This window comes from Rhizobium sp. L43, assembly GCF_002531725.1.
Taxonomy (GTDB): Bacteria; Pseudomonadota; Alphaproteobacteria; order Rhizobiales; family Rhizobiaceae; genus Rhizobium.
The window spans coordinates 99,553-117,621 of record NZ_NWSQ01000013.1; the positions used below are offsets into that span (position 1 = coordinate 99,553).

Annotated in this window: 13 protein-coding genes and 3 pseudogenes; 6 read left to right on the plus strand and 10 right to left on the minus strand. The window is 62.8% G+C overall.

The window, feature by feature from the left end; all coding sequences use genetic code 11:
- Positions 1–43: 43 nt before the first annotated feature.
- Positions 44–3,289 (plus strand): adenylate/guanylate cyclase domain-containing protein, encoded by a 3,246-nt coding sequence (locus tag CO667_RS18460; RefSeq protein WP_097619735.1) that lies wholly within the window; start codon positions 44–46, stop codon positions 3,287–3,289.
- Positions 3,290–3,362: 73 nt separating this feature from the next.
- Positions 3,363–4,043: a peroxiredoxin-like family protein gene (locus CO667_RS18465; protein WP_097619736.1), complete on the plus strand. Its 681-nt coding sequence runs from the start codon at positions 3,363–3,365 to the stop codon at positions 4,041–4,043.
- A 47-nt stretch (positions 4,044–4,090) separates the two neighbouring features.
- Here the strand turns inward: CO667_RS18465 and CO667_RS18470 are convergent.
- Positions 4,091–5,583, minus strand: a pseudogene (locus tag CO667_RS18470) (winged helix-turn-helix domain-containing tetratricopeptide repeat protein).
- A 114-nt stretch (positions 5,584–5,697) separates the two neighbouring features.
- Here CO667_RS18470 and plsY point away from each other — a divergent pair.
- Positions 5,698–6,357, plus strand: a complete 660-nt coding sequence (plsY, locus tag CO667_RS18475; RefSeq protein ID WP_097619737.1) for a glycerol-3-phosphate 1-O-acyltransferase PlsY — start codon at positions 5,698–5,700, stop codon at positions 6,355–6,357.
- A 137-nt stretch (positions 6,358–6,494) separates the two neighbouring features.
- On the opposite strand, the gene CO667_RS18480 is transcribed toward plsY, so the two are convergent.
- Complete coding sequence (locus CO667_RS18480) at positions 6,495–6,923, minus strand: arginase family protein (RefSeq protein WP_245433151.1); 429 nt, start codon at positions 6,921–6,923, stop codon at positions 6,495–6,497.
- On the opposite strand from CO667_RS18480, the pseudogene CO667_RS18485 reads away from it, so the two are divergent.
- Positions 6,874–7,188, plus strand: a pseudogene (locus tag CO667_RS18485) (MFS transporter); the annotation flags it as partial. The gene CO667_RS18480 and the pseudogene CO667_RS18485 sit on opposite strands and share 50 nt — an antisense overlap.
- Before the next feature lie 52 nt (positions 7,189–7,240).
- Here the strand turns inward: CO667_RS18485 and CO667_RS18490 are convergent.
- Positions 7,241–10,084 carry an insulinase family protein gene (locus CO667_RS18490; protein WP_097619833.1) on the minus strand — a complete coding sequence of 948 codons (2,844 nt, stop codon included), beginning with the start codon at positions 10,082–10,084 and terminating at the stop codon, positions 7,241–7,243.
- Positions 10,085–10,287: 203 nt separating this feature from the next.
- Between CO667_RS18490 and CO667_RS18495 the strand changes: the two genes are divergently transcribed.
- Positions 10,288–11,268, plus strand: coding sequence for a substrate-binding domain-containing protein (locus CO667_RS18495; protein ID WP_097619738.1), 981 nt, complete (start codon positions 10,288–10,290; stop codon positions 11,266–11,268).
- Between the two features lie 71 nt (positions 11,269–11,339).
- Here the strand turns inward: CO667_RS18495 and CO667_RS18500 are convergent, their stop codons facing one another.
- The 6 genes from CO667_RS18500 to CO667_RS18525 form a co-directional block, all read right to left on the minus strand.
- On the minus strand, positions 11,340–12,605 hold the full coding sequence (locus CO667_RS18500; protein ID WP_097619739.1) for an ABC transporter substrate-binding protein: 1,266 nt from the start codon (positions 12,603–12,605) through the stop codon (positions 11,340–11,342).
- Positions 12,606–12,630: 25 nt separating this feature from the next.
- On the minus strand, positions 12,631–13,467 hold the full coding sequence (locus tag CO667_RS18505) for a carbohydrate ABC transporter permease (RefSeq protein WP_097619740.1): 837 nt from the start codon (positions 13,465–13,467) through the stop codon (positions 12,631–12,633).
- Complete coding sequence (locus CO667_RS18510) at positions 13,464–14,387, minus strand: sugar ABC transporter permease (RefSeq protein WP_097619741.1); 924 nt, start codon at positions 14,385–14,387, stop codon at positions 13,464–13,466. Before CO667_RS18510 ends, CO667_RS18505 begins: the two co-directional genes overlap by 4 nt.
- Entirely contained in the window at positions 14,380–15,591 is a 1,212-nt protein-coding gene (locus tag CO667_RS18515; protein WP_097619742.1) for an ABC transporter ATP-binding protein, read from the minus strand. The genes CO667_RS18510 and CO667_RS18515 overlap by 8 nt, the downstream gene beginning before the upstream one ends.
- The gene (locus CO667_RS18520; RefSeq protein ID WP_097619743.1) at positions 15,588–16,418 is read right to left on the minus strand and encodes a metallophosphoesterase; all 831 of its coding nucleotides are present in this window, start codon (positions 16,416–16,418) and stop codon (positions 15,588–15,590) included. Before CO667_RS18520 ends, CO667_RS18515 begins: the two co-directional genes overlap by 4 nt.
- Positions 16,419–16,635: 217 nt before the next feature.
- On the minus strand, positions 16,636–17,031 hold the full coding sequence (locus CO667_RS18525; RefSeq protein WP_097619744.1) for a hypothetical protein: 396 nt from the start codon (positions 17,029–17,031) through the stop codon (positions 16,636–16,638).
- A gap of 177 nt (positions 17,032–17,208) precedes the next feature.
- Between CO667_RS18525 and CO667_RS18530 the strand changes: the two genes are divergently transcribed.
- Positions 17,209–17,397 carry a hypothetical protein gene (locus CO667_RS18530; RefSeq protein WP_097619745.1) on the plus strand — a complete coding sequence of 63 codons (189 nt, stop codon included), beginning with the start codon at positions 17,209–17,211 and terminating at the stop codon, positions 17,395–17,397.
- Positions 17,398–17,406: 9 nt separating this feature from the next.
- Here the strand turns inward: CO667_RS18530 and CO667_RS18535 are convergent.
- A pseudogene (locus CO667_RS18535) lies at positions 17,407–17,907 on the minus strand (alpha amylase C-terminal domain-containing protein); the annotation flags it as partial.
- Between the last annotated feature and the right edge of the window lie 162 nt (positions 17,908–18,069).

An 18,069-nucleotide genomic window follows, 5' to 3' on the forward strand; every position in this document is an offset into this window, starting at 1 on the left:
GTGAAATCGCCGTGACGGATCGGGCCTTCGTGGGACGCGTGCGATGGAGTGCGCCGGCTGCGGTTTCGATATTCAGAGCGGTTTTGCTTTCTGTCCGCAATGCGGCACAAGGCAGCCTGTCTCCTGCGCCGCCTGCGGCAATCCTTGCCAGCCCGATTTCGCCTTCTGCCCCCGTTGCGGCGCATCGATCGCAGGCAAGGTCCAATCCGTATCGAAGCCCGGCATCGAGGCGATGCCGTCCAAATCGGAGGGCGATGCCGACCGGCGGCCGGTCACGGTGCTCTTTGCCGATCTCTGCGGCTTCACGACGCTGAGCGAGCAGATCGACCCCGAGGTGATGCGGGTGCTGCAGAACGAATTGTTCGAAGAGATGACGCAGGCGGTCGAGGCCTATGGCGGCTTCGTCGACAAGTTCGTCGGCGATGCGCTGCTGGCGCTGTTCGGCGCACCGGTCGCCCATGAGGACGATCCGGTACGGGCGCTCGGCGCCGCTCTCGATATGATCCGTCGGGCCGCTGAGGTCGGCGAGCGCTGGCACGCACGCGCCGGCGTGCCGCTGCGTCTGCATATCGGCATCAACAGCGGCCCTGTTGTCACCGGCGGTTTCGGCGCGGTCAGTACAAAATCCTATTCTGTGACCGGCGACACGGTGAACACCGCCCAACGCCTGCAATCCATGGCCGGTGAAAACGATATCCTTGTGGGGCCGCTGACCTATCGCCTCACCCGCCATGCCTTTGCCTTCGACAGTCTCGGCGCGCAGACCTTGCGCGGCAAAAGCGGAAACGTCCTCGTCCATCGGTTGACAGGGCTGCTGGAAGCGCCGCATACGGCGCGCGGGCTGGAAAGTCTCGGCCTTCAGGCGCCGATGATCGGACGGGATACGGAGTTGTCGCGGCTGCTGACATGCCTCGATCTCGCCTGCAGCGGTGCGGCCCAGCTCGTCCGCCTGATCGGCGAAGCCGGTATCGGCAAGTCGCGGCTCGCCAACGAATTCGTCGCGATCGCCGGCACGGCTGCCCGTTTCCAGGGCCTTGCCATCCGCAAGGCAACCTGCTCTCCGCTCGGCGAACAATCCTATGGCACGCTCGCCGCAGTCGTGCGCAGCGCTTATGGCATCGGCGAGCGGGATGATCTCGACCGGACACGGCAGCTGCTGGCAACGGGGTTCCGCGCGCTCGATCTGACCCAGGAGGACGTCGAGGGACTTTTGCCGCTGTTTCAGCACGTCCTCGGCCTCGGTGATCCCGATGGTGCATTGCGGCACATCGAGCCGGAGCAGCTGCGGCGGCAGATCTTCTATGCGGTCCGCACCGTCTTCGAGCGGCGGCTGGCGCAAAGTCCGCTGCTGCTTGTCATCGAGGATCTGCACTGGGCGGACGCCGCCTCGCTCGAGGTGCTTCGCTTCATGATGGATCGGCTGGAGCGCAGCCGGCTGATGCTGCTAGCGATCTACCGGCCGACATCGCAGACCGACCCGCTGGATTCCCATCGCGTCAACGTCACCGTACAACGCCTCGGCCCCCTCGCCGCAGCCGATGGGCAGAGGCTGCTTGCCGCCCTTTTCGGCGAGGCTCATGGCAAGTTGCCGGTCGCGATGCGCAAACGCATTCTCGACCGGGCCGGCGGCAATCCGCTTTTCATCGAAGAAATCCTTCGGGCGCTGATCGACATGGGCACATTGCACAATGATGGTCAGCGCTGGCACCTCGCCGCCGAAGACACGGACGTCGATATACCCGTCAACCTGCAAGCCCTGCTGCTTGCCCGTGTCGATCGTCTGCCGCAGGAGATCAGACGCCTGGCGCAGGAGGCAGCGGTGGTCGGCCCGAAGTTCGATACCGCCCTGCTCCGCGCCATCGCCGCCGACCCGTCCGCCGTCGATGCGGCACTGGATTATCTCTGCGATGCCAATATCACAGAGGAATTGCGTGGGCCCGATGCCGCGATATCGCCGGGCTACCGCTTCAGTCAGACGCTGATGCATGATGTCGTCTACCATAATCTCCTGCTGCAACGGCGCATGGAGCTTCATCTTCGGATCGGACGGGTTCTGGAGCGCCAATATGGCCTGACGCCCGAGCGGCCCGAGCATCTGGCCCAGCTCGGCCATCATTTCAGCCTGACCGCCGAAAAGGCCAAGGGCGCCAGCTATCTGATGGCGGCGGGCGATCTGGCGCGCAAGACCTACGCCAATGACGATGCCATGCGCCTCTACCGTCAGGCCCTTGGGGCCTTCGCAAACGAGCCGGAAGCGACAGCGGAGCAATTGGCGCTGCTGGAGCGTCTTGCCGATCTCTGCGCTCCTGCCGGCCGCCGCGACGATGCCTTGAACCACTACCAGCAGGCGCTTGCGATCCATCGCGCCAGAGACGACCGGATCGCCGCAGCGAGGATATTGCGTAAGATCGGCCGCTTGCACCTCGATGCAGGGCGCCGCGACCAGGCGGAGACACATTGCGCCGCGGCCGAGGTGATGATCGCGGCGATCGATGCGCCGGTCGAACATGCGCATCTCCTGCAGGAGCGCGGCCATCTGGCCTTCCGCATGGGCGATCAGGCTGCCGCCGCCGAGTGGGCGACGCAGGCGCTGCAATGCCTGCAAACGTTACCGATCGACGGAACGACCGAGGCCGGACGGGAGGCGGCGCGCGCCATGGCGGAAGCACTGAATACCAAGGGTGCCGCTCTTGCACGGCTCGGTCGCCGCCGCGATGCCGTGCTTGAGGTGGAGCACAGCCTCTCGGTTGCCGAAAAGGCCGATCTGCAAAGCGCCGCCTGTCGCGCCTATTCCAATCTCGGCGTTCTCTACACGATCGTCGATCCGGCCCGCGCCATCAAGATCTGCCGGCGCGGGCTGGAGGTTGCGACCCGTATCGGTGATCTCGGCTTTCAGGCGCGGCTTCTCGCCAATCTTGCGGTTTCCTGCTGTACCTTCACCGATCGCTGCGCCGCCGAGGGCGTGCCGGCAGCGGAGAAGGCCGTCGAAATCGACCGGGCGCTCGATCAGCGCGACCATCTCTCCGTACCGCTGATCGTCCTCGGGCAGATTCATCAATGCCACGGGCAGCCGAAGCTAGCCCGTAAGTATTACGAGGAAGCCCTTGAGGTTGCAAAGGAAATTGACGAGCCGCAACTGCTCTTTCCGTGTTATGATGGCTTGGCGACACTGAGCCTCGAACATGACGACATGGACGAGGCGGAACGGTATTTCACGCTGGCACAGGATGTGTGCATGCGCCACAACCTCGATCCAGGCACACTTGTCGTCTTGCCGTTTCTCGACTGAGCGTCCTCGTCTTGAGGATTGCCGAAGATCGATTAATCAAATCGATTCAAACGCATAAAGGGAGGAACTAAACATGCAGGAGAACCACTCGGAAAGACCGTTGCAGCCTGGAGACCGCGCGCCGAACGTGGTGCTGGATGCGATCACCCGCCAGGGCAAGATCGCCATCGACGATTTTCGCGGCCAGAAGCCGGTGCTTGTCGGCTTGTTCCGCGGACTGCATTGCCCCTTCTGCCGCCGGCAGATCGCCGCCATGGCCGAACTCACCGATGCATTGCAGGAGAAAGGCATCGACAGCCTTACCGTCGTCAACACGCCGATCGAGCGCGCCCGCCTCTATTTCCGCTACCATCCGCTTCCCAATCTGCTGGCGGCCTCCGACCCGGAACGGATATCGCACAGGGCCTTCGGCTTACCGAATGTCCAGTTCACGGAAGACGAGAATGACTGGCCGCACAAGCTCAGCATGAGCACGGTAACCTCGATGCGTATCGACATGCCGGGTGAGCTCCCCGAGCCGATGGATGTGATGGCGGCGGTGGACTATCTGGACAAGGCGGATGGTTATGAATTCACCGAGGACGACACGCAGATGATTGCTACCGGCCACGGCCAGCTTGTCGGCGAATTCCTGCTCGATCGCGATGGTGTCGTGCGCTGGTGCTTCACCGAAGTCGAGGATGGCGGCCGCCATATGTTCGGCGGCCCAGCGCCTCGAGAAGTGATGTCGGCAGCGTCGAATATGGCTGTTTGAAGCGGATGATTTGTTGTGATCATTCCTCGGCTCGATGAGATGGGGCGTCAGGGAAGGCCGGCCTTACGGTAACCCTCGACGAAATGCGCAAGCGTCACGGCATCGCGGAAGGGTTCGGTCGCCGCCCAGTGCCGGGTTGAAAATTGCGGGTTGGCGACGAGGAAGAGTTCGGCCTCCCCGCGCGCCTCGTCGAGCCGGCCGAGTTGAGCAAGGCTTGCTGCCAGGAAACGGCGGGAGCTCGTCCGATAGGTCTCGTCCCGGCGCAAGGTCTTGACGGCGGCTTCGTACTCACCGGCGGCATATTGCGCCTGGCCGAGCGTCAGATAATACCAGCTTGCCGGAAACGGATTCAGCCGGAAGGCCTTGGCAATGTGTTCGAGGCCCTCCCCGACCCGCCCCGCCAGGACCGCGATGTCGGATAGGGCTGCAAAGGTGTCGGCCTCGTTCGGGTCGAGATCGATCGCCTTGGCAAATTCCGCATCCGCCTCGGTGAAGCAGCGCTCATAGGCAAGCAGATAGGCCAGGATCCAGCGACTGCCGGCATCTTCGGGATCGAGCGCGACAGCCCTGCGTGCCAGTTGCAAAGCGAGGCTACGGCTGGATTCCGTCGGTCCGCCGCTATGGACCCATCCCATCCAATGGTTCATGGCCAGCCAGCGATGGGCCTCGGCATAGTCAGGGTCGAGGGAAATGGCGCGCGTCAACACCGCTTCCTGTGCCGACTGCGGGGCGTCATCCATCAGCTTGCGCGCCCGCACGCAGAGATCGTAAGCCTCGATGCTGCTCGGCCGATTGCGCGGCGGCGGTGAACGCAGCCGGCCGAGCAGCGCCTCGACGATCTTGCCGGTGACTTCGTCCTGGACGGCAAAGATATCCTCCAGGCTGCGGTCGAAGCGTTCTGCCCATGATGCGCGCCGCTCACCGCGTCGACCAGCTGGGCGTTGATGCGCACTCGTCCCGCGGCGCGTCTTGCGCTCCCCTCCAGCAGATAGCGCACGCCGAGCTCCTCGGCGATCCCGCGCACATCAATCGCCTTCCCCTTGTAGGCGAAGGCCGAATTGCGGGCGATGACGAACAGGCCCGGCATCCTGGAGAGGTCGGTAATGAGGTCTTGGGTCAGCCCATCCGCGAAGGCGTCCTGCTCGGGATCGTTGCTGATATTGACGAAGGGCAACACCGATATCGATGGTTTGTCGGGCAGCGGCAAAGCTGTTCGCTTCGCGCCCAGCTGATTTATGGCCTCTGTGAAGCGGTAGCCGACGCGCGGCACCGTGGAGATCCATTCACCGCCGCCGGCGGCCGGACCGAGCAGCTTGCGCAGCCGAGCGATCTGGACGGTGAGGTTGCCTTCCTCGACCGCCCTGCCCGGCCACGCTGCATCCATCAGTTCGGCCTTGCCGAGGATTTCGCCGGGCCGCCCGACGAGTGCTGCAAGCAGCTCTAGCCCGCGGTGGCCAACGGCAACGGGATCGTCGTCCCGAAGAAGCGTTCCCGCAGCCCGATCAAGCACGAACGGACCAAAGGCAAAGCGTAGTCCCATGCTGCGTATCCTAGAGACTTTAAAGCTTGGATGGAACTAAGGACGCAAGCGGTGTATTCCACAGATAACGACCATTGATAACGCCCTGAGAAAGAGAGCGTCGAGGTGACTTCCATGGTGTTCTGGATAGCGGGTGCGGTGGGATTGGCGATCGCTTATCTCCTTGGCTCCATACCGACGGGCTATCTGGCGGGTAAACTGCTCAAGGGCATCGATATCCGGGAGCATGGTTCCCATTCCACCGGAGCGACGAACGTGTTGCGAACGCTCGGCAAATGGCCTGCCTTGGCGGTGCTGCTGGTCGATGTGCTGAAAGGCGTGGGAGCCGTCGTCTTTGCCCGCTGGTTTTATCCCTGGCTCACGACGGCCTCATCAGCCACGCCACCGGCGGCGCTTGATCTGCAAAGCTTGGCGCCTTGGGCTGTTTGCCTGACAGGGCTTGCCGTGATGCTGGGGCATGGCCGTTCGGTCTGGTTGAATTTTACAGGTGGCAAATCCGTTGCGACGGGGCTCGGTGTGTTGCTGGCGATGTCGTGGCCCGTCGGTTTGGGTGCCGTGACGGTTTTTGGCCTTGCGCTGGCGGCCGCCCGGATTGTTTCCCTGAGTTCGATGCTGGCGGCGTTGACGGCCATCGCTCTCGTCTTTGGCTTGGAGCAGCCGCTGCCCTATAGGCTGCTGGTGATCGCCGGCGGCATTTACGTGATTGTGCGCCATCGCACCAACATTCGGCGGCTGCTGGCTGGGACGGAGCCTCGCCTGGGCAAGGTGGCCTAGAACAATTCCAGGAAAGTGCGAAGCGATTTTCCGTCCTGAATTACGTAAAAACAATAGCTTAGAGCGGTTTCCTGGTTCCATGAAAAGCTGAACCGCTCTAGAATCGGAAAAGCACCAACTGCCAGAGGAAGCAGGTTTCAATCCTGCCGGACGATGGCGCCGATCGCATTGACGAGAAGGCGCGCCGCGGTCAGGGCCGACAGGCCTTCGATGTCGGCGGGAGGATAGAATTCGACAAGGTCAAATCCCGCAATCCTCGCCCGCCTGCCGAGACCGGCGATCAGGTCGATCACCTCAGTGTAGGTGAGGCCGCCAGGAGTCCGCGCCGCCGCAGCAGGCAAGATGGCGGGATCGATGCTGTCGCAATCGAGGGTGACGACGACCCGGGCGCCTTCCGGAATATGCCGGAGAGCCGCCTCTGCGCCCTCAGCGTGAACCTCGCGAGCGGTCACGAAGCGGCTGCCATAGTGCAGTGCCGCATCTACATCGGCGGCGCGCGCGCTGCCGACGCTCACTTGCCTCGCCGGCTGCCTGCTCTTGCCACTGGTCTTCAGTTCGTGGCTCATCTGGCCGCTGGTTTTCATCTGGGGCGGGGTCTCCTTCGGGATCTACACCCTTTCGCTGATCCAGCTCGGCGAGCGTTTCACCGGTCAAGTCCTGATCGCCGGCAACGCCGCCTTCGCCTTCGTCTGGGGCATCGGCGGCATCGTCGGCTCGCCCGCGACAGGACTGGCGATGCAACTGATCGGGCATCAGGGGCTGCCGTCTTCCCTCGGCCTGCTCAGCTGTCTATTGGCGGCATTGCTGATCGCTCGGAGACCGCAGGCCTGACCAAGGCTTGCCCGGTGCCGCCCTGCCCCTCGTCGCAACGCAGCCCTGCCGACTATCGGACCGCCGCCGGCAACACTTCGAACTTCCAGAATTTTTCCGGGCCGAAATAGGTCGCGGCAAACGCGCGGATATCCTCGGCCGTGACCTTGTCGTAACCGCTGAGATTGTCGCGTATCCGGTCTAGACGGCGCGAATCCGTCTGAGCGCCGCGCAGATATTCAATCCAATATTCGTTGCCTTGCCGCTGATGCTTCAGTGTCTCGATGATCGGTTCGCGGGCGCGGGCGAGCTCGTCCGGGGAGACGTCATGCGACCTGAGATCATCGGCGATCTCGTCGACAAGGGCGTAGAAGCGCGCGATCTTTGCCGGGTCCGTCTCGACGTAGAAATAGGCGTAGCCAAAGCCGGGGAGCTCCCTTGACAGGTTAACGTCACCCTCCAGGGCGTAGCTTGCTCCTTCTGCAATCCGAAACCGGTCGATCAGCCTGTTTTGGAAAATCTGGACGGCAACATTGGCGGTGAAGGATCGCGGCAGATCGGAGAGCAAATCGCCGATGGGAGCCCCGATGGTGGCGGCGGCACTATCCGCCCTGCCGCTATGGGTCCGCACAACGGGCTTGTTGTTCGCGGGAAACCGCACATTGCCCCGATCATTGCTCGGCGCCGTCTCCGGACGCGGCGGCAAAGCGCCGAAGGTTTCAGCTGTCAGCCGGATTGCGTCGTCCACCGTTACGTCGCCGACGATGGTAATATCGATCGGGCCGCTGGAAACCGCAGGCCGGAACAACGCCTCGAAATCTTCCGGCTTGGCGGCGGACAACTGGGCCCGATCCGGGAAGGTCCATCGCGGATCGCCGGAATGCACGAGACCGCCGAGATCACGGCCGACAACGCCGCCGGGGGTCGCCTGATACTGATCGATACCGCTCAAATAGGCCTGCTGCACACGCTTGAACGCCTCGGGGCGGTAGGCGGGATCGGAGGTATAGGCGGTCATCAGCTGCAATTGCGTCGCAAGATCTTCCGTTCGTGTACGGCCGTCGAATTTGAAGGAGCTGTCGCCGACCGAGAAGTCGATGCCGACGATGTTGGCTGTCAGCGCTTTCTGTATATCCTGGTGATCCATGGCATTCACGCCGGACAGTGCGACGGCGGGAGATGCCCAGATCGGGACGGGACGGTCATGCGGTAAATCCAGCCGGCCACGGCCGATATCTTCGCGCACCAGCACTTCGTTGGCGCGCAGCTTGGTCGGCTTGACGGTCAACCGCACCCCGTTGGAAAAGCGCACCATGGTCAAGCCAAGATCGTCGACGGCGCGGCGTTCGACCACAGCGCCCGGCTCGCCGAAATGGGTGTAGGACCAAGCGACGTCGGCTGCACTGGATGGGGCCGAAACGGCAATGGCTTTCGAAGCATCATAGACTTGCCGAACCGTCTCGGCTCCGCCCTGCGGCGATTGGGCGGTCTGCAGCACGAGCTGCGGACCGTTGCCGGAGAAAGCATGTTGCAGGGCCTGATTGACCTCGGCCGCGGTGACGCCGTTGGTTATCGTTTCGAACAGCGAGAGGTCTTCGGCAGGCGAAGTGAAAACCTGATTGTCATCGACGCTGCTCGCCAGATTGGAGGCGATGTCGGTGGTTGTGCGCGTCGCGGCTCCGGCCGCGGCCGCCTGGAGGGCCGAGCGATATTCGAGGATTTCGCGATCGATCTCAGCCTGCGCAACGCCGAACTTTTGAATACGACGCTGTTCCTGGTCAATGGCCGTCAGCGCCGCCCGCCATTTGTCCGGCTCGGAATTCGCCGCGATCAGGATGACATGCGCGGAATCGAGAAGATCCTGGGAGCCGACGCCCGCGCTGATGAAAGGCGCATCCGCCTTGCTGGCAAGGGCGCTCACCCGGCGTTTGAGCACCATAAGGCCGAGATCTTCGACAAGCTGGGTGCGGCGTTTGGCGAACATATCGGGCGCGGCGTCATAGGGACGCGTCCAGGCGATCTGTATGTTGGTCACGCCGCCGGGAACGACGAGGACGTCGGCGCTTTCGCCTTTGGTCTCCAGCGTGCCGAGATCCGGTTGTGCCCGCGCCGGACCCACGGCCTTCCAGTCGCCGAAGCGCTGCCGGATTTCGCGTTCCATCGCGGCCGGGTCGATATCGCCCACCACCACCAGCGTTGCCCGGTCGGGGCGGTAATTGGCCCGGTAATAATCACGGACGAGGTCCACCGGCGCATTGCTGATGATATCGGCCTTGCCGATCGGCGGGCGCATGGTCGCGCGCCGGCCGGCGAGCAGCGAATTCATGATGCCGAGCCCGGCGCGATACTGCGGCGTATCGCGCAGCCGCTCTTCCGACAGGATGACGCCGCGTTCGCGATCAAGCGCGCCGCCATCAAGCGTCAACTCGCCCGCCGTCTCTCGCATCAGCATCAAGCCGGTCGAAACCGTGTCGGCATCGACCTCGGGCAGATCGAGTGCGTAGACAGTTTCGTCATAAGAGGTATGGGCGTTGGTATCAGGTCCGAAGGCCAGGCCCTTGCGCTGTAGGATACGGATCATCTCGCCTTCGGCGACATGCGTCGACCCCTTGAAGGCCATGTGCTCGAGAACATGCGCCAGACCCTGCTGGTTGTCGTTTTCCTCAAGTGAACCGGAGCCAATGCGAAAACGGATCGCCGCCTGTCCGGGCGGCGTGGCATTGCGCATAATCGCAAACCGCATACCGTTGGCGAGCGTGCCGAAATGGACGTTGGAGTCGGCTTTAAGATCGCTTTGAGTCTGCGGCCAGGGCGTGGACAGGGTGTCCGCATAGGCCGGCGAGGTGAAGTTTGCGAGAAGGGAAATCGCAGTGAGAAACCACCAGGCGGCGGAGCATTCCATGTGTTTGTGAGGCATTCTCGTCCGGGCGATGCGCATGAAGGGGGTGGATATGGTGATCCGACTATTCCACGGGTTGCATTTCGCTTCAACTTCCATGTGTGTGAACGAGGAAGAAGCCGAAGCCGCCTCCCCAATTGTCGGACTCAGGTGTCAGAACAATGTCATCGAAACCCTCTAAAGCGCGTCGCACCGAATTTGATTCATGCGAGGCGCTTTCGATGGCGACATTGCAGCAGGTCGCGTTCCGGGCCGGATGTTCGCTGGCGACCGCAAGCCGCGTTCTCAACCGCAACGGGCCGGCCAGCGACCTGATGGTGCGCAAGGTACGCCGCGCCGCCGCCGAACTCGGCTATCGCCCGGCCGGCCATTCCGTCGGCCGGCTCGGACGCAGGCCGGTGGTCGGCGTACTGATCCCGAGCATCACCAATCCGGTCTTTGCCTCGTCGCTGTCGAGCATCCAGAACCGCATGCTGGTGGCCGGCCATGGTGTTTTGATCGCCCAGTCGAATTACGATCCGGCGCGGGAAGCCGATGCCGTCGCGGCCCTCCTCAACGACCGGCCGACCGGGCTGATCCTGACCGTCTGCGATCCATCGACCAGCGAGGCGCTGCTGGCCAGGCTCCCGCCGACCGTGCTGCTCCACAACCTGCCGACGGCACAGTTTCCGGCGGCCGTCACCGCCGACAATCGCGGCGCCGGCCGGGAGATCGCGACCTTTCTGATTGGCCTCGGCCATTGCCGCATTCTGTTTCTCTCCGGCAATTTTGCCGCCTCCGACCGGGCGCGGCTTCGCTACCAGGGTTATCTCGACGCGATGGCCGAGAACGGGCTGACACCGCTCGATGCCCTGCAGATCCCCTTCGTCGGCGGCTATGACCAACTCGATCTCAGCGCCGCGATGTCAGCGCTTGCGCCGACGGCGATCATCGCCTCCAACGATCTTCTGGCGCTCGGCGTCATCGGCGCGCTGAAGCGCGAGGGGCTTTCGGTACCGAGCGATGTTTCGGTCGCCGGTTTCGATGGCATCACCATCGGCCGGCTGATCGACCCGCCGCTGACAACAATCGAAATGCCGGATGCCAGCATGGGGGCGACGGCCGCCTCGCTGCTCCTCGACATGGCGGAGAACGCCGCCCCTGCCCGCCATCTTGATGTCGCCTATACGCTGCGCCGCGGCGGCACGGTGCGCGCCATCTGAAGCTTGCGAAATAGGAGGGGCCGCCACGCGTTCGGCGTGGCGGCCCCTGCCCTATGCCTCGAGAAGAATGATCAGCTGCGCGGCAGCATGCCTTCGACGTCAGCGGCTGCGTCGTCGAGCGCTTCCTTCGGCTCGGCCGACTGGTCGACGATGCGCGAGAGGTTGTCGACGATCGTCTGTGTGACCTTGACGCCGTTCGAGCCGGGAAAGGCATACCAGGGGATCATCACCGGCATCTGGCTGAGGCCTGCCTGGAACAGCGGGTTCTGCTGGTAAAAATCGCCGAGATAATCGGCCGACTTTGCAGCCAGTTCGTTGTTCGGGACATAACCGGTGCCGGGCACGACGACGGAGGCGCCGTAAGGGCCCGCGGCGAATTTTGCGAACTTCCAGGCGGCATCCTGCTTGGCGGCGTCATGCGTCAGGATGACGACGGCGTTGCCGCCCGTGGGAAGGCGGCCGTTGACCGGATCGATCAGCGGGATTTTTGCGGTGCGCAGATCGAACTTGCTGCCGACATTCTTGATGGTGTTGCGCAGCGCGCCCGTCGTCTGGAATTCGAAACCGACCTTGCCGGCTGCGAAAGCCTGTTCGCCGGCGGGCTTGGTGAAGACAGGCATGCCGCCTTCGCTAACCAGGCGATGCAGGACTTCGACGGCCTTCTGGCCTTCCGGACCGTTGAAGGCAACCTTGCTTTCATCGTCGCTCAGCATCTTGCCGCCGGCGCCGAAGAGCAGGGCCGAAAACATCCAATCGTCGCCCTGCCAGCGGAAATCGATACCGTCGACGCCGTTGCCAAGCGCCTTGATCTTGCCGCCGAGCGCGATGACCTCATCCCAGGTCTTCGGGGGATTGTCGGGATCGCCACCGGCCGCTTTCACGAGATCGGCATTGTAGTACATGATCGGGTTGGAGGTGGCGAAAGCCAAGCCCACCTGCTTGCCCTTAACCTGGGCGAGCTTGAGGATCGTGTCGGAGAAGCCCTGCTCGGCCATGTTGCCGTCTTTCTTGACGAGCGGGCCGAGGTCGACGGCGACGTCGCGCTCGTCGAGCATGCGCAGACGATTGAGGCCGATGAAGGTGACATCGGGCATTTCGCTGGTGCCGACCTGGCGAAGGATCGTCTGGATGCCCTCTTCATAAGTTGCCGAGGGGCTCGCGAACTGGATCTTGATGTCGGGGTTTTCTGCCATGAACTTCTTCGAGATCGTGTCCATCACGTCCTTGAAGAAGCCCGGCATCGGGTAATGAACCGTCAGCGTCGTCTCGGCATGCGCGGGAAGCGCGATTGCCAAGGATACGGCTGCTGCGGCGAGAAGCTGGGTGATAGGTTTCATCGCTCGTTCTCCTGGTTGAAGCCGGTCAGCCTTTGAGACCGGTCATGGTGATGCCCTCGACGAAACGCTTCTGCGCAAGCAGGAAGGCAGCGACGAGGGGAAGGGTAATGATGAGGGTCGCCGCCATCAGCGCGCCGTAGTCGTCGCCGGCTTCGGCGGCGCGGAAATACATCAGGCCGAGCGGCGGCGTGGCGTAGTCCTGCTTGCTGATGACGATCAGCGGCCAGTAGAGATCGTTCCAATGGGCGACGACCGAGAAGATGGCGAAGGCGGTGACCGCTGGCCAGGCATTCGGCACGATGACGCGGGCGACGATGCCGAGCTCCGACATGCCGTCGAGACGGGCGGCATGGATGAGATCATCCGGCATGGCGCGGAAGAACTGCAGGAACATGAAGATCGCAAAGACCGAAATGGTGAAGGGCGCGACCAGGGCGGCATAGCTGTTGAGCAGCGAGGCGCTGTCGAAGGCGACATAGAGCGGCAGCGCCGTCGCATGGATCGGCACCAGCAGGCCGAGCATGACCAGCACCATCATGGCGCGGGCTGCGCCGAAGCGCAGCTTCGCCATGGCGTAGGCGCAGGGGATTGCCACCAGCACCTGGAAGAAGAAGATCAGCCCGCAGACGACGACGCCGTTCCACAGCAGCCGCGCCATCGGCACCCGGCTCAAGGCCTTGGCGAAGTTCTCGACATAGGTGAAGTGCGCCGGGATCAACGACAGCGACGAGGTGAAGATGTCGCTTTGGGCCTTACCTGCCGTTGAGATCATGAAGATGTAAGGCGCCAGGAAGATGATCGCGCCTAAGGAAAGCAAGGTGAGACGGATGATCCTGCCGAGGGAAAAAGCGCTGGCCATCATGTGTAATGCACCCGGCGATCAAGAACGCGGTACTGCAGGAACATCAGCACCACCAGGATCAGCAGGAAGACCACCGTCATCGCCGAGGCATAACCGACGCGCAGATAGACGAAACCTTCCTGGTAGATGGTAAAGAGCAGCACTTCCGACGCCTTGTTCGGGCCGCCGTCCGTCAGCGTCTTGACCGTCTCGAAGACCTTGACGGCATTGGTGATGCTGATGGTGATGACGAAGAGCGTCGTCGGCCCGAGCATCGGCCAGGTCACCAGCAGGAAGCGGTCGAGAGAAGATCTGGCGCCGTCCACTTCGGCGGCTGCGTAAAGCTCGCGCGGGATCGCCGTCAGGCCGGCCAGGAACAGCACCATGTTGAAGCCGGCCGATTGCCAGACACCGATGATCGACAGGCTGTAAAGCACCGTGCCGGAGCTGCCGAGCCAGTTCGGGCCGGGAAGGCCGACAAGGGCAAGCAGCGCGTTGAGCGGGCCGATTGTCGGGTGGAACATATATTGCCAGACGGTCGCCATGGCGACGATCAGCGAGGCGACCGGCAGGAAATAGGCGGTGCGGAAGAAGCTGCGCGCCGCCGTCTCGCTCTCGATCAGCATGGCGATGCCGAGGCCTAGAAGGATCGAGACGGGTGCGACGATCGCCGTATAGACCGTCGTATTCCACAGCGACTTGCGAAATGTGCGGTCGGTGATCAGGTGCGCGTAATTCTCGAAGCCGACGAAACGGAACTTGCCGTAGCCGAGTTCGAAGTCGGTAAAGCCGAGCACGACGACAGATGCGACCGGCAGCAGCACGAAAAGGAACAGCAGGATCATCGCCGGCAGCACCAGCATCCAGGCGATGCGGGCCTCGCTGCGGCGATGGGCAATGGCGGAATTGCCCGGGATGGCCATTGAGGCGACGCTAGCCATGCGCCATCTCCCGCTGGGAATCGGCATTGCCAGCAAGTCCGGCATCAGCAGCAGCGCTGAGCCCGGCATCACTGCCGGCGACGAAGCCCGCCAGCCGGCGGCCGTCCTCGGCAAAGATCAGCGTGCGCCCGGGCGACAATCGAAGCCCGACGGCATCACCGGCCGCAAGGCCTGCAGCTTCGGACGGCTGAACCTTGGCGACGATGGTCTCGCCGATCGCCTCGAGCCGGCAATAGAGGATGACTTCGGACCCCAGGAATTCGACGCGTTCGATCCGGGCGGCAAGGCCGTCATGCCGGCTCTTGGCGAGAAAGACGAATTCGGGACGAATGGCGAGCGTGACCGGCATCTTCCTGTCTGGCGCATTTTCAAGCGTCAGCCGCAGGCCGCCGCAGAGGATGACGCCGCCTTCGGCAAAGGCCGGCAGCAGGTTGATGCGCGGCTGACCGATGAAGCGGGCGACTTCGATATGGGCCGGATCGTCGTAGATGATCTCAGGGCTGGCGATCTGCAGCAACTTTCCGCCCAGCATCACGGCGACGCGGTCCGCCATCGACAGCGCTTCCGCCTGGTCATGGGTGACATAGAGCGTCGGCACGCCGGCGCGGCGATGCAGGTCGACGATCTCGCCGCGGGCGTGGACACGCAGGTTGGCGTCGAGGTTGGACAGCGGCTCGTCCATCAGGAAGATGCTCGGCTGGCGCACCATGGCGCGGGCCAGCGCCACACGCTGACGCTGGCCGCCCGACATCTGGCCGGGCTTGCGGTCGAGCAGGTGGTCGATCTTCAGCGATGTCGCCATTTCCCTGACGTCGCGGGCGATCGCCGCGCGGATGGCGCGCTGGCCCGGCATCAGCGATCCCAGAAAGGGCAGCCGCTGCATCCTCGACAGTCGGCGCATTGCCAGCGGCACGGCGACATTCTGCGACGCCGTCAGATGCGGATAGAGCGCGTAGGACTGAAATACCATGGCGATGTTGCGGTCGGCGGCTGCCACACCGGACATATCCCGCTCGCCGATCAGGATCTCGCCTTGGTCGACATGGTCGAGGCCGGCAAGGACGCGCAGCAGCGTGCTCTTGCCGCAGCCGGAAGGACCGACCAGCGCGATGAATTCACCGGCCCCGACATCCAGGCTGACGCCATCGAGGATCTGGTTGCCGCCGAAGGCCTTGGTGATGCCGCGAAGCGAGAGCGCGCTCATTCGACAGGCTCGCGCGGCTTGACCGCCTGGGGATAGACCTCGAGCACGACATCGTCGAGCACATAAGCGGTCATGCCGGGAACGGCGACGATCTCGCTTTCGACCGATCGATCGAACTCGTGAACGACGGCGCCGATCAGGCGCTCGCCCGGCATCTCACGCTCCATCTTGTCGATGATGAAGGCAGCCGATGGGCCCCAGGTCAGCTGCGTATTGTCGAAACGACCTTGCCAGGCCCAATGAAGGTGGCCGCTGGCAAAAAGCGCCACGTCATGGGCCGATATCAGATCATAAAGCCGCCGGCGCTGCGCCGGGCGAACGCTCCAGTAGCCGGTATCGCCTTCATCGGGCGCATCGACGAACAGCGGCTTATGCGCGAAGAGCGCCACGCGCCGCCCTGCCCTGTCTTCGAACGCCTTGGCGAGCCATTCGAACTGGGCCTCTTCCTCGTCATCCTCATGGCCGAGAAGCAGCGAATTCAAGCCAATGAAGCGCCAGCCGGCCGCATCCTCCAGCCAGCGATCGTCACCGGCAAGGCTGCGCCAGCGGGCCAGCCGCTCGGCATTGACGGGCTGGTCGGTTTCCCTGAAGTGACCGACATCGTGATTGCCGGGGACGATCAGCATCGGGATCGACACCTGCCGCATCAGATCCATCGAGAAGGTGATATCTTCGTCCTTGTCGGCGCCGTCGACGGTGAGATCACCGGTATGGACGATCAGATCGGCGCCGGTCTCTTCGATCCAGCTCAGAAGCGGCGCCCAGTTGCCGTTGAAATGCGGCTTGTTCGGGCTGAAATGCGTGTCGGTAATCTGAATGATTTTCATGCCTGAATCATTTTCATGGGGTGCGCGTCTCCGAGACTTGGAAGCGCGTCATGGACGCTCCCTTCCCGGGCCTTCTCTAGAAGGCTCCCATGTCAATCAGACATCCGTGGTTTTCAGCTGTTTCTCAGTTTTGACATCAATCTGTCATGCAAGAAAAAGCCGCCCGCGGCAACCGGGGCAGCTTTCGCCTGCATTTGGAATAGAGACCGCGGCGAAATCAATGCCGTGGCGTGTTGGCCGGAATGGACGACACCGTTGCCGAGACGGGGTCGCTTGCGGGGAAGCTGTCCTCAAGACCTTCGTTCAGCTCCTCCTCCAGCGTTTCGCGGTCATGGGCCGAACGCGCGCTCGGCTGGCCGAGCAAACCCTTGCTGCCTTCGTCGAAATTGCCGTTGCTCAAGGCATCGTAACGGTTGATGCTGCCGTCCGCCTCCCGGCCGGAAAAGGCAGTCAGTTGAACCATCATCACCTTGGCGCGGTCGAGCGCCGTCGCGCCGTCGAGCTCGCCATGGGAATTATCGATTTTGACGGAAATCGATTCTTCTCCCTCGCCTAGGAATTCGACGGTGAAGAAGTCGCCCGCCTGTGTCACCCGCGTATCGATCAGCTGCATGGAAACCTCCTGTGGTTCATGCCGGATCAACGGCAATCAGGATCAGGAGTTCCATGGGCCAGTCATTTCAACGGGTTTTCGCCCTGTGATTATGGTTAATTTATTAATAATTCAGGGTTTACAAATGGAACCAAGCGGCCTTTCCGAATGTTGATGGTGCGCCGCGGAGGAACCCCTATGCTGCTGAAAATCCTTGCCCCGAAGATCGACGCCGATTCCCATGATACCGGCACCTGGCCCGATGGGATCTTTGCCGAAAACCGGATCGACCTTTCCAGCCGTAGCGACGGCCGCCGCCGCTCGCCGCATGAGCGCGATTACGGCGCCGACAGGAAACTGGACAAGCTGCCGCTTGGCTTCGCCTGACCCCTGCCGCTACTGCCTGCGAAAGACCAGCACGCCTGACGCAGGCAAGACGACATTGAGCGCTCCGGCCGTGGCTTTGATCTTTTCGCCGCGATTGCCGATGTTCCAGCCGCCATATTTGCGGACGTCGGTATTGAAGATCTCCTGCCAAAGGCCATTCCCCAGGCGTTCGCTGTGCAGCCAGTAGCCGTGATCGAACGGAGCATCGTTCAATGATCCCACGACGAGGAAATCCTCGCCGTCGTTCCATCGATGAAAGGCGATGATCCGATTTTCGTCGTGAACCAACGGGACGGCGATGTTGCGGGAGCGAATGGCTGCCTCTCCGACGCTGAGAGCGATGAGATCGCGATAACAGCTGATCATCCCTGCCCCGTTACCATCAGCTTCGCCGAGAATATTCTCCCGATTCTCCAGGAAATCATTGTAGCGATACGGTTTCTGGGCGCCGATTTCCTCGCCCATGAAAAACATCGGCGTTCCGGCCGACAACAGCGTCATCGCCGCCGCTTATCCGGTCCTGCACGCCGACGGCCGGCGCGCCGATCAGGCCGCCTGCCTTCGATGCGGAGGCGCCTCACCCGGGCATGATCGGCCGGCCGATCGCAAAAATGCAAGCACAGATTTTATAATTAATGCGGCCCGAAACAGACCACATTCGGAACAATATAT